Genomic DNA, 15,294 nt, shown 5'->3' on the forward strand with positions numbered 1-15,294 from the left:
TGCGATGCTGGCGCATCTTATCCGACCTACAAATCGCATCGAACCGTAGGCCGGATAAGGCGTTTACGCCGCATCCGGCACTTATTGTCGGATGCGATGCTGGCGCATCTTATTCGACCTACAAATCGCATCGAACTGTAGGCCGGATAAGGCGTTTACGCCGCATCCGACAAATAGTTAATAGCTCTTACTTCTTCGCTTCTGCAACCACTTTGCTACCCACGCCGCGGTTATTGTATTCCCACATGCGGTTGTAGTTAGTGTCATTCAGATTGCGCTGTACTTCGTCGCTATCGTCAACGCTGCCGGTATTACCCGCAAATGGACGATTGGAAATCACCGCATCGGCCCACGGTTTAGCCGTGTTAAAACCTTCGTTGATGGCGCTATCACGGATCACCACCTGACCGTTGGTATTGGCATCAACATCCAGCGAGCGGCCCAACTGCGCGACGCCATCACCGGAAGCAGTGAAACGGCTGTTTACCGCGAGGAAACCGTAATAGATGTTAGACAGCGTAGCCGGTGCAAACACATACGCTTCTTGCTGGGTACGGGAGTTCACCACGCGGAATTCGGTGTTATCGAACACCACCGCGCCGCGACCAGAAACGATATCCACATCCCCTTCAATGTAGCTGTTGGTCACCAGAGTACGCGGTTGACGATTGGTTTCCAGACGGTTTTGCACACCGCTGTTGGTGACAAAAAAGGTGTTCTGACGACCGAGAATGTTGACGTTATTGATCTGCACTTTGTCGCCATCAGTACGCAGTGCCACCGCTGGATGGTTACCCGCATCTACGCTATCGCCCAGCGTGTTTTCGATGGTCAGGTTTTGCAGTTGCAGGCCATTGTTTTGTGACCAGAAGACCGCAGAACAGAGCACGCCAATGCTGTCGCTGCGTTTGCTCTGGCAGCTATCGTACATATACCACGCTGGTTTACCTGGCATATATTTGCCGCGTGGGTTGACGTCGTGACGCCAGTCGGCTGGGCTCATGCCCCCATCAAGGGAAAGCCCAATCTTCACATCAATCGGTTTTTCACCTGTACCGTACAGAGTAATTCCACCCGGAGCGGCAGGGACATAGACCGTGCCTTCATACTCACCAGGCATCACGGCAATATACTGGCGCTTGTTGGTACGCTTGATAATTGCCGCATCCACCGCTGCCTGAATCGTGGTATGCGTTACACCTTGAGTACCCGCCGGGCCGACAACAAAGTCAGGTTGCGCAGGCAGGGTAATCGGGGAAGGATTCCACGCTGCAGCACCTGGTGTCAGGGACGCAAAATAGTGTTGAGCATCGAAATTCTGCGCTTCTTTTGCCGACAGAATCGGGCGAGAAGAGGTACCAGGCGCGGTTTGATCAGAAGGACGTTGATCGGGCGGTGTTGAGCTACAGGCGGTCAGCGTCACGCCAAAAGCCAATGCCAGCGCCAGACGGGAAACTGAAAATGTGTTCACAGGTTGCTCCGGGCTATGAAATAGAAAAATGAATCCGTTGAAGCCTGCTTTTTTATACTAACTTTAGCGAAACGGGAAGGTAAAAAGACAAAAAGTTGTTTTTAATACCTTTAAGTGATACCAGATGGCATTGCGCCATCTGGCAGAGTGATTAACTGAACATCGCGGTAATCGAGGCGCTGGCCAGAGAGTGGAAATGGACGTTAAACCCGACCATCGCGCCGCTGGCGCCTTCATCGACATCAATACGTTCTACATCCAGCGCGTGAACGGTAAAAATGTAGCGATGGGTTTCGCCTTTCGGCGGCGCAGCGCCATCGTACCCGGTTTTACCAAAGTCGGTACGCGTCTGCAAAACGCCGTCTGGCATTGCTACCAGACCAGAGCCAAACCCTTGCGGTAATACGCGGGTATCAGCGGGTAAGTTAACAACTACCCAGTGCCACCAGCCGGAGCCGGTTGGCGCGTCCGGGTCATAGCAGGTGACAACAAAACTTTTGGTTCCCGCAGGAACATCATCCCACGCCAGATGCGGCGAAATATTATCGCCATCGTAACCCATGCCGTTAAAGACATGACGATGCGGCAGCTTATCGCCATCGCGCAGATCATTACTGATGAGTTTCATGAACCCTCCTTTCTTGTTTGCAGAAAGTGTAGCCAGAAACCTTCAGGCTGACTGCTCGTTATTGGCAAAAAAATGTTTCATCCTGTACCGCTCGGTTAACTGCTGCGGTCAGGCGCTGCAACTGTTCCGGGCGAATAATATAGGGCGGCATCAGGTAAATCAGTTTGCCAAAAGGTCGGATCCATACCCCCTGTTCGACAAAGAATTTTTGCAGCGCCGCCATATTCACCGGGCGAGTGGTTTCGACCACACCAATTGCTCCCAGCACACGCACATCGGCAACCATTTCGGCATCACGGGCGGGGGCAAGTTGCTCGCGCAGCTGTACTTCAATAGCTGCCACCTGTTGCTGCCAGTCGCCAGATTCGAGAATCGCCAGGCTGGCGTTTGCTGCCGCGCAGGCCAGCGGATTGCCCATAAAAGTTGGCCCATGCATAAAGCAACCGGCTTCGCCGTTACTGATGGTTTCCGCAACCTCGCGCGTGGTGAGCGTGGCGGAAAGGGTCATTGTGCCGCCGGTTAAGGCTTTACCGAGGCACAAAATGTCTGGCGCGATTTCTGCATGTTCACAGGCAAACAGTTTGCCGGTACGACCAAATCCGGTGGCGATCTCGTCAGCAATCAGCAAGATACCTTCGCGATCGCACATTTTGCGGATTCGTTTTAACCATTCCGGATGGTAGATGCGCATCCCGCCTGCGCCCTGGACAATCGGTTCAATGATCACGGCGGCGATTTCATGACGATGTGCCGCCATCAGGCGGGCAAAGCCCACCATATCCCGCTCATCCCATTCGCCATCTATGCGGCTTTGCGGGGCCGGAGCAAACAAGTTTTCTGGCAGATAGCCTTTCCACAGGCTGTGCATTGAGTTGTCCGGATCGCACACCGACATCGCGCCAAAAGTATCGCCATGATAACCATTGCGGAAGGTCAGAAAACGCTGGCGCGCTTCACCTTTGGCCTGCCAGTACTGCAATGCCATTTTCATCGCCACTTCCACCGCTACGGAACCGGAGTCCGCGAGAAAAACGCACTCCAGCGGTTGCGGCGTCATTGCCACCAGTTTGCGGCACAGCTCAATGGCGGGCGCATGGGTGATACCACCAAACATTACATGCGACATGGCATCAATTTGCGACTTCATCGCCGCATTAAGCTGCGGGTGATTGTAACCGTGGATCGCCGCCCACCAGGACGACATACCGTCAACCAGGCGTCTGCCGTCAGACAAAATCAGCTCACAACCTTCGGCACTCGCCACTGGATAAACCGGTAGCGGGGAGGTCATGGATGTGTATGGGTGCCAGATATGGCGTTGGTCAAAGGCAAGATCGTCCGTTGTCATAATCGACTTGTAAACCAAATTGAAAAGATTTAGGTTTACAAGTCTACACCGAATTAACAACAAAAAACACGTTTTGGAGAAGCCCCATGGCTCACCGCCCACGCTGGACATTGTCGCAAGTCACAGAATTATTTGAAAAACCGTTGCTGGATCTGCTGTTTGAAGCGCAGCAGGTGCATCGTCAGCATTTCTATCCTCGTCAGGTACAGGTCAGCACTTTGCTGTCAATTAAAACCGGAGCTTGTCCGGAAGATTGCAAATACTGCCCGCAAAGCTCGCGCTACAAAACCGGGCTGGAAGCCGAGCGGTTGATGGAAGTTGAACAGGTGTTGGAGTCGGCGCGCAAAGCGAAAGCGGCGGGATCGACACGCTTCTGCATGGGCGCGGCGTGGAAGAATCCCCACGAACGCGATATGCCGTACCTGGAACAAATGGTGCAGGGGGTAAAAGCGATGGGGCTGGAGGCGTGTATGACGCTGGGCACGTTGAGTGAATCTCAGGCGCAGCGCCTTGCGAATGCCGGGCTGGATTACTACAACCACAACCTCGACACCTCGCCGGAGTTTTACGGCAATATCATCACCACGCGTACCTATCAGGAACGTCTCGATACGCTGGAAAAAGTGCGCGATGCCGGGATCAAAGTCTGTTCAGGTGGCATTGTTGGCTTAGGCGAAACGGTGAACGATCGCGCCGGATTATTGCTGCAACTGGCAAACCTGCCGACGCCGCCGGAAAGCGTGCCAATCAACATGTTGGTGAAGGTGAAAGGCACACCACTGGCGGATAACGATGATGTCGATGCCTTTGATTTTATTCGCACCATTGCCGTAGCGCGGATCATGATGCCGACCTCTTACGTGCGCCTTTCTGCCGGACGCGAGCAGATGAACGAACAGACTCAGGCGATGTGCTTTATGGCTGGTGCAAACTCGATTTTCTACGGTTGCAAACTGCTAACCACGCCGAATCCAGAAGAAGATAAAGACCTGCAACTGTTCCGCAAACTGGGGCTAAATCCGCAGCAAACAGCCGTGCTGGCAGGCGATAACGAGCAACAGCAGCGTCTGGAGCAGGCGCTGATGACCCCGGACACCGACGAATATTACAACGCGGCAGCACTATGAGCTGGCAGGAGAAAATCAACGCGGCGCTCGATGCGCGGCGTGCTGCCGATGCCCTGCGTCGCCGTTATCCGGTGGCGCAAGGAGCCGGACGCTGGCTGGTGGCGGACGAGCACCAGTATCTGAACTTTTCCAGCAATGATTACCTCGGTTTAAGCCATCATCCGCAAATTATCCGCGCCTGGCAGCAGGGCGCAGAAAAGTTTGGTGTAGGTAGCGGCGGTTCCGGGCATGTCAGCGGTTATAGCGTGGCGCATCAGGCGCTGGAAGAAGAACTGGCCGAGTGGCTTGGCTATTCGCGGGCGCTGCTGTTTATCTCTGGTTTTGCCGCGAACCAGGCAGTCATTGCCGCAATGATGGCAAAAGAGGACCGTATTGTTGCCGATCGGCTTAGCCATGCCTCCTTGCTGGAAGCTGCCAGTTTAAGTCCGGCGCAGCTTCGCCGTTTTGCTCATAACGATGTCGCTCATCTGGCGCGACTGCTTGCTTCCCCCTGTCCGGGGCAGCAACTGGTGGTGACAGAAGGCGTGTTCAGCATGGACGGCGATAGCGCGTCGCTTACGGAAATCCAGCAAGTCACGCAACAGCACAACGGCTGGTTGATGGTTGATGATGCCCACGGCACGGGCGTTATCGGTGAACAGGGGCGAGGCAGTTGTTGGCAGCAAAAGGTGAAGCCGGAACTGCTGGTAGTCACTTTTGGCAAAGGATTTGGCGTCAGCGGCGCGGCGGTGCTTTGTTCTGATAGCGTGGCGAATTATCTGCTGCAATTCGCCCGCCATCTTATCTACAGCACCAGTATGCCGCCCGCTCAGGCGCAGGCATTACATGCGTCGCTGGCGGTCATTCGCAGTGATGAGGGTGATGCACGGCGCGAAAAACTGGCGGCACTCATTACGCGTTTTCGTGCCGGAGTGCAGGGTTTGCCGTTTACTCTTGCGGATTCATGCAGCGCCATCCAGCCATTAATCGTCGGTGATAACAGCCGTGCGTTACAACTGGCAGAAAAACTGCGCCAGCAAGGCTGCTGGGTCACGGCGATTCGCCCGCCAACCGTACCCGTCGGCACTGCGCGACTGCGCCTGACGTTGACTGCGGCACATGAAACACAGGATATCGACCGCCTGCTGGAGGTGCTGCATGGCAACGGTCAATAAACAAGCCATTGCGGCGGCATTTGGTCGGGCAGCCGCACACTATGAACAACACGCAGAGCTACAGCGCCAGAGTGCCGATACCTTACTGGCTATGCTCCCGCAGCGGAAATACCCCCGTGTGCTGGACGCTGGCTGTGGACCTGGCTGGATGAGCCGCCACTGGCGCGAACGTAATGCACAGGTGACGGCCTTAGACCTCTCGCCACTTATGCTTGCACAGGCACGCCAACAAGATGCCGCAGATCATTATCTGGCAGGAGATATCGAATCCCTGCCGTTAGCGACTGCGACGTTCGATCTTGCATGGAGCAATCTCGCGGTGCAGTGGTGCGGTACTTTATCCACGGCACTCCGCGAGCTGTATCGGGTGGTGCGCCCCGGAGGCATGGTCGCGTTTACCACGCTGGCGCAGGGATCGTTACCCGAACTGCATCAGGTGTGGCAGGCGGTAGACGAACGGCCTCATGCCAATCGTTTTTTACCGCCAGATGAAATCGAACAGTCGCTGAAAGGCTTGCATTATCAACAGCATATTCAGCCCGTCACACTGTGGTTTGATGATGCGCTCAGTGCCATGCGTTCGCTGAAAGGCATCGGTGCCACGCATCTTCATGAAGGGCGCGACCAGCGAATATTAACGCGTTCGCAGTTGCAGCGATTGCAACTAGCCTGGCCGCAACAACAGGGGCGATATCCTCTGACGTATCATCTTTTTTGGGGAGTGATTGCTCGTGAGTAAACGTTATTTTGTTACCGGAACGGATACCGAAGTAGGGAAAACCGTCGCCAGCTGCGCACTTTTACAAGCCGCAAAGGCTGCAGGCTACCGGACGGCAGGTTACAAACCTGTTGCCTCCGGCAGCGAAATGACAGTAGAAGGCTTACGTAATAGCGACGCACTGGCGTTGCAACGCAACAGTAGCCTGCAACTGGATTACGCCACGGTAAACCCTTACACCTTCGCAGAACCGACCTCGCCGCACATCATCAGCGCGCAAGAGGGCAGACCCATCGACCCCGTGGTTATGAGCACCGGGTTACACGCGCTGGCACAGCAGGCAAACTGGGTACTGGTAGAAGGTGCAGGAGGCTGGTTTACGCCGCTTTCTGAGTCTTTCACTTTCGCGGATTGGGTAACGCAAGAACAACTGCCAGTGATACTGGTTGTGGGCGTGAAACTCGGTTGTATTAATCACGCGATGCTGACCGCACAGGCTGTACAGCAAGCCGGACTTACCCTTGCAGGGTGGGTAGCGAACGATGTCACTCCACCGGGCAAACGTCACGCTGAATATATGGCCACGCTCAAGCGGATGATTTCCGCACCGTTGCTTGGGGAGATCCCATGGCTTGATGAACCTCCTGAAAACGCGCTAACCGGAAAGTACCTCAATCTCACCGCATTGTTGTAGCAATATATTTGGTTAAATTGCGAGCGAGATCGCGTCGTCTGCTGCCTGCAATTCAACCAATTAAATTTTAAAAGAATCGAGAAAAAATATTTACCCCCACAATATGCGGTTAGTGTGGGAATTGCCCAGGCGGCAGGGCATACGGGCTGCAGGCAGTTATCCACTATTCCTGTGGATAACCATGTGCATTAGAGTTAGAAAACGCGATGCAAGCGAGAGAATACGCGGCTTGCACGCGAATTGACGCGAAAGAAGGCTTGATGGAATATTTGTTATTTTTCAATTAATTATATAAAAGCAATGGCAGTCATGAAAGTGACATCTCTTGCCATAAATCCGTCATCAGCCATCTTGACAATTGTTAAAAAAGCCGTTGCTTTGGGGATAACCCCGCAAGCCTGGAGTTTTATCTCGTCACTGAGCAAATTATGCTCATGATTGATACCTTCGTTGACGGTGTAATAGAAATAATGTGGCGTGAAACTGTTTTTTTATCCAGTATAATTTGTTGGCATTATTAAACACGACGAGTAAAATTACATACCTGCCCGCCCACTCCTTCAGGTAGCGACTCATGAGTAAACCGTTCAAACTGAATTCCTCTTTTAAACCTTCTGGCGATCAGCCTGAGGCAATTCGACGCCTCGAAGAAGGGCTTGAAGATGGCCTGGCTCACCAGACTCTACTCGGCGTAACGGGCTCCGGGAAAACATTTACCATTGCTAACGTTATTGCCGACCTTCAGCGCCCGACGATGGTGCTGGCGCCCAACAAAACGCTGGCAGCCCAGTTGTACGGCGAGATGAAAGAGTTTTTCCCGGAAAATGCGGTGGAATACTTCGTCTCTTACTACGACTACTATCAACCGGAAGCCTATGTGCCGAGCTCGGACACCTTCATTGAAAAAGATGCCTCGGTAAACGAACATATTGAACAGATGCGGCTTTCAGCGACTAAAGCTTTGCTGGAGCGGCGCGATGTAGTGGTGGTCGCCTCTGTTTCAGCCATCTACGGTCTGGGCGATCCGGATTTATATCTTAAGATGATGCTGCATCTGACGGTTGGCATGATTATCGATCAGCGCGCGATTCTGCGTCGCCTGGCGGAACTGCAATACACCCGCAACGACCAGGCGTTCCAGCGCGGGACTTTCCGTGTTCGCGGGGAAGTGATTGATATTTTTCCGGCGGAGTCCGACGACGTTGCGCTACGTGTTGAATTGTTCGACGAAGAGGTAGAGCGGTTGTCGCTTTTCGATCCGTTAACAGGGCAGATTATCTCAACCGTCCCCCGCTTTACCATCTATCCGAAAACACACTACGTCACCCCGCGTGAGCGTATTGTGCAGGCAATGGAAGAGATCAAAGAAGAGCTGGCCGATCGGCGCAGAGTGCTGCTGGCAAATAACAAGCTGCTGGAAGAACAACGCCTGACTCAGCGTACCCAGTTTGATCTGGAGATGATGAACGAGCTGGGTTATTGCTCAGGCATTGAAAACTATTCGCGCTTTCTTTCCGGTCGTGGACCCGGTGAGCCACCGCCGACGCTGTTTGATTATCTCCCCGCCGATGGTCTGTTGGTGGTCGATGAATCCCACGTGACTATTCCGCAAATTGGCGGCATGTATCGAGGCGACCGGGCGCGTAAAGAGACGCTGGTGGAGTATGGTTTCCGCTTGCCCTCGGCGCTGGATAACCGTCCGCTGAAATTTGAAGAGTTCGAAGCATTAGCGCCGCAAACCATCTATGTTTCTGCAACACCCGGTAATTACGAGCTGGAGAAATCCGGTGGCGATGTGGTGGATCAGGTCGTGCGTCCAACAGGGCTGCTGGACCCGATTATCGAAGTGCGCCCGGTAGCGACTCAGGTTGATGATCTTCTTTCAGAAATTCGCCTGCGGGCGGCAATTAACGAACGCGTACTGGTCACGACGTTGACTAAGCGGATGGCGGAAGATCTCACCGAATATCTGGAAGAACACGGTGAACGCGTGCGTTATCTTCACTCGGATATCGACACCGTCGAGCGTATGGAAATTATCCGCGACTTGCGCTTGGGCGAGTTTGATGTGCTGGTCGGGATCAACTTACTGCGCGAAGGTCTGGATATGCCAGAAGTTTCACTGGTGGCGATCCTCGACGCTGACAAAGAAGGCTTCCTGCGTTCCGAACGTTCATTGATTCAGACCATTGGTCGCGCGGCGCGTAACGTCAACGGTAAAGCGATTCTCTACGGCGATAAGATCACCCCATCAATGGCGAAAGCGATTGGCGAAACCGAACGTCGCCGCGAGAAACAGCAGAAGTACAACGAGGAACACGGCATTACGCCGCAAGGCTTGAACAAGAAAGTGGTCGATATCCTGGCGCTGGGGCAGAACATTGCCAAAACCAAAGCGAAGGGCAGAGGAAAATCGCGCCCGATTGTTGAGCCGGATAATGTACCGATGGATATGTCGCCTAAAGCGTTGCAGCAGAAAATCCATGAACTGGAAGGGCTGATGATGCAACACGCGCAAAATCTGGAGTTCGAAGAGGCGGCGCAAATTCGTGACCAGTTGCATCAGCTGCGTGAGTTGTTTATTGCGGCTTCGTGACAGGATAACGAAGAAGAGAGATGGCAAAAGCAAAATTGCCTGATGCGTTACGCTTATCCGGCCTACATTTTCTCTGCAATATATTGAATTTGCGCGGTTTGTAGGCCGGATAAGGCGTTCACGCCGCATCCGGCATGAACAACGTGTACTTTGTTTTCAATAGGAAGCCGGAATTTTCTTTCGGCTTCACGTTAACCTAAAGCCTGTAATGCTTTTTCCAGCGCGTTATGTAACAACTGGCGGTCATGACGATAGGGAATATCGCTGGCCTCCAGTACGTCCTGAATGACTAATCTGTCGTTAACTGTAGAAACATCGACCTTCGGCCCGACAATCACCGCATCAATCACCTTTTTACCGACATACTGCTCCATAATCGCCAGCTTGTTTTCAAGCTTCAGATTCGCTGCAGGCAGGCTTAATTCTCTTCCCAAATTGCCAATATAAACCATCGGGGCTGGAGTGCGGCGTAGTGCCTGAGCCATTTCCTCAAGCAGCAGAATTGGCATCAGGCTGGTATAAAAACTGCCTGGCCCGATAATTATCAAGTCAGCCTCATTGATTGCCAGCACCGCTTCACGGGTGGCAGGTACGTTGGGGGTTAAAAGTAGTTCCTGAATCGGCGTAGTTAGCTGGTCGATGTTGACCTCGCCGTAAACTTCATGTCCCTGATCGTCAATGGCCATCAGATCAACGGGATGCTCTGACATCGGAATTAATTGCGCGTCCACTTTCAACAGATTACGAATTAAATTGATGGCTTCCAGAGGCCGCACGCTAAGGTGATCCAGCGCCTTTAACATCAAGTTTCCGAGATTATGACCGGAAAGCTCGCCATTGCCGCCAAAACGGTATTCAAACATCGCGGAGGCGACGCTCGGTTCCGTTATCAGTTGGTTGAGGCAGTTGCGCATATCGCCCCAGGCAATACCGCCTTCCGAGCGACGAATACGTCCCGTCGAGCCACCGTTATCCGTGGTGGTGACGATACCCGTTAAGCGAGAGCCTAAAGACGAAAGTGATGAGAGAACGCGTCCCAGTCCATGCCCCCCGCCGAGAGCAACGACACGATCAAGGTCAGCCAGCGTACGATTGCGCATATACATTCCTGAAGTCAGATTATCCGCGCTACAGTAGCGCAAATTACGGGGAAACAGCAATTAGCCTGCCAATATTGAGGATACAACTCATGGTTTTCTACCCCCAAAGGACAATATTCGCTCTGCATCCCTGATGATGTATATCAAAGTAAAACCGCCATTTTCCCTTATTCTGTAGCGAAATAGGCCGATCATGACGCTATATACATGATTACATAGCGAAAAGGGTGAATGGTAAAAATCTCATTTACGCGCTAGTATCGGCATAACCACTAAACACTCTAGCCTCTGCACCTGGGTCAACTGATATGGTGCTTTGGCCGTGACAATGCTTTGAAAGGTTGCCACCAGGGCGAAGGAAGAAATGACTTCGCCTCCCGTATCTGGAAAGGTGTACATGGCTTCACAACTGACTGATGCATTTGCGCGTAAGTTTTATTACTTGCGCCTGTCGATTACCGATGTGTGTAACTTTCGTTGCACATATTGCCTGCCGGATGGCTACAAGCCGAGCGGCGTCACCAATAAAGGCTTTCTGACCGTCGAAGAAATTCGCCGGGTTACGCGCGCCTTTGCCAGTCTGGGCACCGAAAAAGTCCGTCTGACAGGCGGAGAGCCGTCTTTACGTCGCGACTTTACCGAGATCATCGCCGCTGTGCGGGAAAATGACGCAATCCGTCAGATTGCGGTCACCACTAATGGTTACCGTCTGGAACGCGACGTAGCGAACTGGCGCGATGCCGGACTGACGGGGATTAACGTCAGTGTTGATAGTCTCGACGCTCGTCAGTTTCATGCCATTACCGGCCAGGATAAATTCAATCAGGTAATGGCTGGCATCGATGCTGCATTTGAGGCGGGCTTTGAGAAGGTCAAAGTCAATACCGTGCTGATGCGCGATGTCAACCATCACCAACTCGACACCTTTCTGAACTGGATCCAGCATCGTCCTATCCAGCTGCGTTTCATCGAACTGATGGAAACGGGCGAGGGCAGCGAGCTCTTCCGTAAGCATCACATCTCTGGTCAGGTTCTGCGTGACGAGCTACTGCGTCGCGGCTGGATCCACCAATTACGTCAACGTAGCGACGGTCCCGCGCAAGTCTTTTGTCATCCGGATTACGCCGGAGAGATTGGCCTAATTATGCCGTATGAAAAAGACTTCTGCGCCACTTGCAACCGCCTGCGTGTCTCCTCCATTGGTAAACTCCATCTCTGCCTGTTTGGTGAGGGCGGCGTTAACCTGCGCGATCTGCTGGAAGACGATACCCAGCAACAGGCGCTGGAAGCGCGTATTTCAGCGGCGCTGCGGGAGAAAAAACAGACCCATTTCCTGCATCAAAACAACACCGGTATTACGCAAAACTTATCGTACATTGGCGGCTAAAACGTCAAAAGGAGAGATCAGATGAGTCAGGTAAGCACTGAATTTATCCCGACCCGTATTGCTATTCTTACGGTTTCTAATCGTCGCGGTGAAGAAGACGATACCTCCGGTCACTATCTGCGCGATTCGGCGCAGGAAGCGGGCCATCAGGTTGTCGATAAAGCCATTGTCAAAGAAAACCGCTACGCTATTCGCGCTCAGGTATCTGCGTGGATCGCCAGCGACGATGTACAAGTGGTGTTGATTACGGGTGGTACTGGCCTGACGGAAGGTGATCAGGCTCCCGAAGCACTGCTGCCGCTGTTCGACCGTGAAGTCGAAGGTTTTGGTGAAGTGTTCCGTATGCTGTCGTTTGAGGAGATTGGCACTGCAACGTTGCAATCCCGTGCGGTAGCGGGCGTCGCAAATAAGACACTGATTTTCGCCATGCCGGGCTCGACCAAAGCGTGCCGCACCGCCTGGGAAAATATCATCGCGCCACAGCTGGATGCCCGTACACGTCCATGCAATTTCCATCCACATTTGAAGAAATAAGTATGTCGCAACTGACCCATATCAACGCCGCTGGCGAAGCGCACATGGTGGATGTCTCCGCCAAAGCGGAAACCGTACGTGAAGCACGAGCTGAAGCCTTTGTCACCATGCGTAGCGAGACGCTGGCGATGATCATCGATGGTCGCCACCACAAAGGCGATGTGTTTGCCACTGCGCGGATTGCCGGTATTCAGGCGGCAAAACGCACCTGGGATCTGATCCCGCTGTGTCATCCGCTGATGCTCAGTAAAGTCGAAGTCAATTTACAGGCCGAGCCGGAGCACAATCGGGTACGTATAGAAACCTTATGCCGCCTGACCGGGAAAACCGGCGTCGAAATGGAAGCGTTAACCGCGGCCTCCGTGGCGGCGCTGACCATTTATGACATGTGCAAAGCGGTGCAAAAAGATATGGTGATTGGTCCGGTACGTTTGCTGGCAAAGAGCGGCGGCAAGTCGGGCGATTTTAAGGTGGAAGCGGATGATTAAAGTTCTTTTTTTCGCCCAGGTGCGCGAGTTGGTGGGAACAGATGCAATCGAAGTGGCTGCGGATTTCCCAACCGTTGAAGCGTTACGCCAGCACCTGGCTGCGCAGAGCGATCGCTGGGCGCTGGCGCTGGAAGATGGCAAATTGCTGGCTGCCGTCAACCAGACGCTGGTGAGTTTTGACCATCCGCTGAATGACGGCGACGAAGTGGCTTTCTTCCCGCCGGTAACCGGAGGTTAAGATGGCAGAAACCAAAATTGTTGTCGGACCGCAGCCGTTCAGTGTAGGGGAAGAGTACCCGTGGCTGGCGGAGCGTGACGAAGACGGTGCAGTGGTCACGTTTACCGGTAAGGTGCGCAACCATAACCTGGGAGACAGCGTCAAAGCATTAACCCTCGAACACTATCCGGGAATGACAGAAAAAGCACTGGCGGAAATCGTTGATGAAGCGCGTAACCGCTGGCCGCTGGGGCGCGTCACGGTAATTCACCGCATTGGTGAATTATGGCCGGGTGATGAAATTGTTTTTGTCGGTGTTACCAGTGCGCATCGCAGCAGTGCGTTTGAAGCCGGGCAGTTTATTATGGATTATCTCAAAACCCGCGCACCGTTCTGGAAGCGCGAAGCCACGCCGGAAGGCGACCGCTGGGTCGAAGCCCGGGAGAGCGATCAGCAGGCGGCCAAACGCTGGTAGTTTTTAGCAGGCCGGATACCGCACAGCTGCATCCGGCAATTTCACCGTTCAGTACATGCTTTCACGCCGCGTCGATGCACACCCTCATCATTTGCAGTATCCTTTAGATATTCCTTATATCTTCAGGAGAAAGTCATGGACAGATTCCCACGTTCTGATTCAATCGTACAAACCCGAACTGGCCTTCAAACCTATATGGCACAGGTCTATGGCTGGATGACAGTAGGCTTGCTGCTTACTGCGTTTGTTGCCTGGTATGCGGCCAATTCCGCCGCCGTTATGGAGCTGTTATTCACCAACCGCATCTTTTTAATTGGTCTGGTAATAGCACAATTAGCTCTGGTTATTGTGTTATCAGCGATGATTCAAAAGCTGAGCGCAGGTGTAACGACGATGCTCTTTATGCTTTATTCGGCGCTGACGGGCCTGACGCTTTCCAGTATTTTCATTGTCTATACCGCTGCCTCTATCGCCAGCACTTTCGTCGTTACTGCCGGGATGTTCGGCGCAATGAGCCTGTACGGTTACACCACGAAGCGCGATTTAAGCGGCTTCGGCAATATGCTGTTTATGGCGTTGATCGGTATTGTGCTGGCATCGCTGGTCAACTTCTGGCTGAAAAGCGAAGCGTTGATGTGGGCGGTCACCTACATCGGCGTGATTGTTTTTGTCGGATTGACCGCCTATGACACTCAGAAATTGAAAAATATGGGTGAGCAGATTGATACCCGTGACGCGTCGAACCTGCGTAAATACTCCATTCTTGGCGCGTTAACCTTGTATCTGGACTTCATCAACCTGTTCCTGATGTTGCTGCGAATTTTTGGCAATCGTCGTTAATTCCGTTTCCCCTCCAAATCCCGGCCTGGTGCCGGGATTTTTTCTAATTAAAACGACAACGAATAAAAGCCTGTTATGAAATGCGCCCATGACATGGGGGCACATCCATAAATATAATTTTTTGTATATATGGCTTAAGTAAAGATATCAATAAGATAAATGCTGCCATCGCAGGTGTAATGTATCTGTTTTTAATCTCTTTGGTGGCGATTGTCGTTGCGCTTTTATAGGTGCGTTAACTCTCTATTATTATTTTATCGGCTTCTTTGGGATTCTTGCAGCAATAGCTATAACACTTGTTTGGCAAAGGCATACGCGGTTTTTTCATTAGTCATAGAAAAATAGGTAAATTTCTTTCTTGGGTAAAATTATGAGGAAACGCAATGAGCCCGATGCGCTACGTTTAGCAGGCACAGACTGGAATTGTAATCTATTAATTTAGCCCGGTTTTGTAGGGCGGATAAGGCGTTCACGCCGCATCCGCCATGAACAAATAGCACTTTGCTAACAATCTACA

At 52.7% G+C, this 15,294-nt stretch carries 15 protein-coding genes, 1 pseudogene and 1 riboswitch; of the genes and pseudogenes, 12 read left to right on the top strand and 4 right to left on the bottom strand.

The window, feature by feature from the left end:
* Nucleotides 1–187: 187 nt before the first annotated feature.
* The 3 genes from FEM44_RS18365 to bioA form a co-directional block, all read right to left on the bottom strand.
* The gene (locus FEM44_RS18365; RefSeq protein WP_135522982.1) at nucleotides 188–1,471 is read right to left on the bottom strand and encodes a putative acyl-CoA thioester hydrolase; all 1,284 of its coding nucleotides are present in this window, start codon (nucleotides 1,469–1,471) and stop codon (nucleotides 188–190) included.
* Nucleotides 1,472–1,622: 151 nt separating this feature from the next.
* Entirely contained in the window at nucleotides 1,623–2,099 is a 477-nt protein-coding gene (locus tag FEM44_RS18370; RefSeq protein ID WP_000767391.1) for a kinase inhibitor, read from the bottom strand.
* A 58-nt stretch (nucleotides 2,100–2,157) separates the two neighbouring features.
* Nucleotides 2,158–3,447: an adenosylmethionine--8-amino-7-oxononanoate transaminase gene (gene bioA / locus FEM44_RS18375; protein ID WP_135522981.1), complete on the bottom strand. Its 1,290-nt coding sequence runs from the start codon at nucleotides 3,445–3,447 to the stop codon at nucleotides 2,158–2,160.
* Between the two features lie 86 nt (nucleotides 3,448–3,533).
* On the opposite strand from bioA, the gene bioB reads away from it, so the two are divergent.
* From bioB to uvrB, 5 genes are all read left to right on the top strand, one after another.
* Complete coding sequence (gene bioB / locus FEM44_RS18380; protein ID WP_135522980.1) at nucleotides 3,534–4,574, top strand: biotin synthase BioB; 1,041 nt, start codon at nucleotides 3,534–3,536, stop codon at nucleotides 4,572–4,574.
* Nucleotides 4,571–5,728 (top strand): 8-amino-7-oxononanoate synthase, encoded by a 1,158-nt coding sequence (gene bioF, locus FEM44_RS18385; protein WP_135522979.1) that lies wholly within the window; start codon nucleotides 4,571–4,573, stop codon nucleotides 5,726–5,728. Before bioB ends, bioF begins: the two co-directional genes overlap by 4 nt.
* Entirely contained in the window at nucleotides 5,712–6,467 is a 756-nt protein-coding gene (gene bioC, locus FEM44_RS18390) for a malonyl-ACP O-methyltransferase BioC (RefSeq protein ID WP_135522978.1), read from the top strand. The genes bioF and bioC overlap by 17 nt, the downstream gene beginning before the upstream one ends.
* Nucleotides 6,460–7,140, top strand: a complete 681-nt coding sequence (gene bioD, locus FEM44_RS18395) for a dethiobiotin synthase (protein WP_135522977.1) — start codon at nucleotides 6,460–6,462, stop codon at nucleotides 7,138–7,140. The genes bioC and bioD overlap by 8 nt, the downstream gene beginning before the upstream one ends.
* A gap of 574 nt (nucleotides 7,141–7,714) precedes the next feature.
* Nucleotides 7,715–9,736 carry an excinuclease ABC subunit UvrB gene (uvrB, locus tag FEM44_RS18400; RefSeq protein ID WP_135384799.1) on the top strand — a complete coding sequence of 674 codons (2,022 nt, stop codon included), beginning with the start codon at nucleotides 7,715–7,717 and terminating at the stop codon, nucleotides 9,734–9,736.
* Nucleotides 9,737–9,927: 191 nt separating this feature from the next.
* On the opposite strand, the gene yvcK is transcribed toward uvrB, so the two are convergent.
* Nucleotides 9,928–10,836, bottom strand: a complete 909-nt coding sequence (gene yvcK / locus FEM44_RS18405; protein ID WP_130214903.1) for a uridine diphosphate-N-acetylglucosamine-binding protein YvcK — start codon at nucleotides 10,834–10,836, stop codon at nucleotides 9,928–9,930.
* Nucleotides 10,837–11,101: 265 nt separating this feature from the next.
* A riboswitch (molybdenum cofactor riboswitch) is annotated at nucleotides 11,102–11,246 on the top strand.
* On the opposite strand from yvcK, the gene moaA reads away from it, so the two are divergent.
* The 7 genes and pseudogenes from moaA to FEM44_RS18440 form a co-directional block, all read left to right on the top strand.
* Nucleotides 11,234–12,223, top strand: coding sequence for a GTP 3',8-cyclase MoaA (moaA, locus tag FEM44_RS18410; RefSeq protein WP_135522976.1), 990 nt, complete (start codon nucleotides 11,234–11,236; stop codon nucleotides 12,221–12,223). (Overlaps the previous riboswitch by 13 nt.)
* A gap of 21 nt (nucleotides 12,224–12,244) precedes the next feature.
* Nucleotides 12,245–12,757, top strand: a complete 513-nt coding sequence (gene moaB, locus FEM44_RS18415; protein ID WP_135405766.1) for a molybdenum cofactor biosynthesis protein B — start codon at nucleotides 12,245–12,247, stop codon at nucleotides 12,755–12,757.
* 2 nt (nucleotides 12,758–12,759) lie between these two features.
* Nucleotides 12,760–13,245: a cyclic pyranopterin monophosphate synthase MoaC gene (moaC, locus tag FEM44_RS18420; RefSeq protein ID WP_000080885.1), complete on the top strand. Its 486-nt coding sequence runs from the start codon at nucleotides 12,760–12,762 to the stop codon at nucleotides 13,243–13,245.
* The gene (gene moaD, locus FEM44_RS18425; RefSeq protein ID WP_135522975.1) at nucleotides 13,238–13,483 is read left to right on the top strand and encodes a molybdopterin synthase sulfur carrier subunit; all 246 of its coding nucleotides are present in this window, start codon (nucleotides 13,238–13,240) and stop codon (nucleotides 13,481–13,483) included. The genes moaC and moaD overlap by 8 nt, the downstream gene beginning before the upstream one ends.
* Before the next feature lies 1 nt (nucleotide 13,484).
* A complete protein-coding gene (gene moaE, locus FEM44_RS18430) occupies nucleotides 13,485–13,937 on the top strand; it encodes a molybdopterin synthase catalytic subunit MoaE (RefSeq protein ID WP_000852287.1) in 453 nt (150 codons plus the stop codon).
* 135 nt (nucleotides 13,938–14,072) lie between these two features.
* Nucleotides 14,073–14,777 (top strand): Bax inhibitor-1/YccA family protein, encoded by a 705-nt coding sequence (locus FEM44_RS18435; RefSeq protein WP_130214899.1) that lies wholly within the window; start codon nucleotides 14,073–14,075, stop codon nucleotides 14,775–14,777.
* Between the two features lie 113 nt (nucleotides 14,778–14,890).
* A pseudogene (locus FEM44_RS18440) lies at nucleotides 14,891–15,108 on the top strand (hypothetical protein); the annotation flags it as partial.
* Nucleotides 15,109–15,294 lie beyond the last annotated feature (186 nt).

The sequence above is a fragment of the Escherichia sp. E4742 genome, from assembly GCF_005843885.1.
Classification (GTDB): domain Bacteria; phylum Pseudomonadota; class Gammaproteobacteria; order Enterobacterales; family Enterobacteriaceae; genus Escherichia.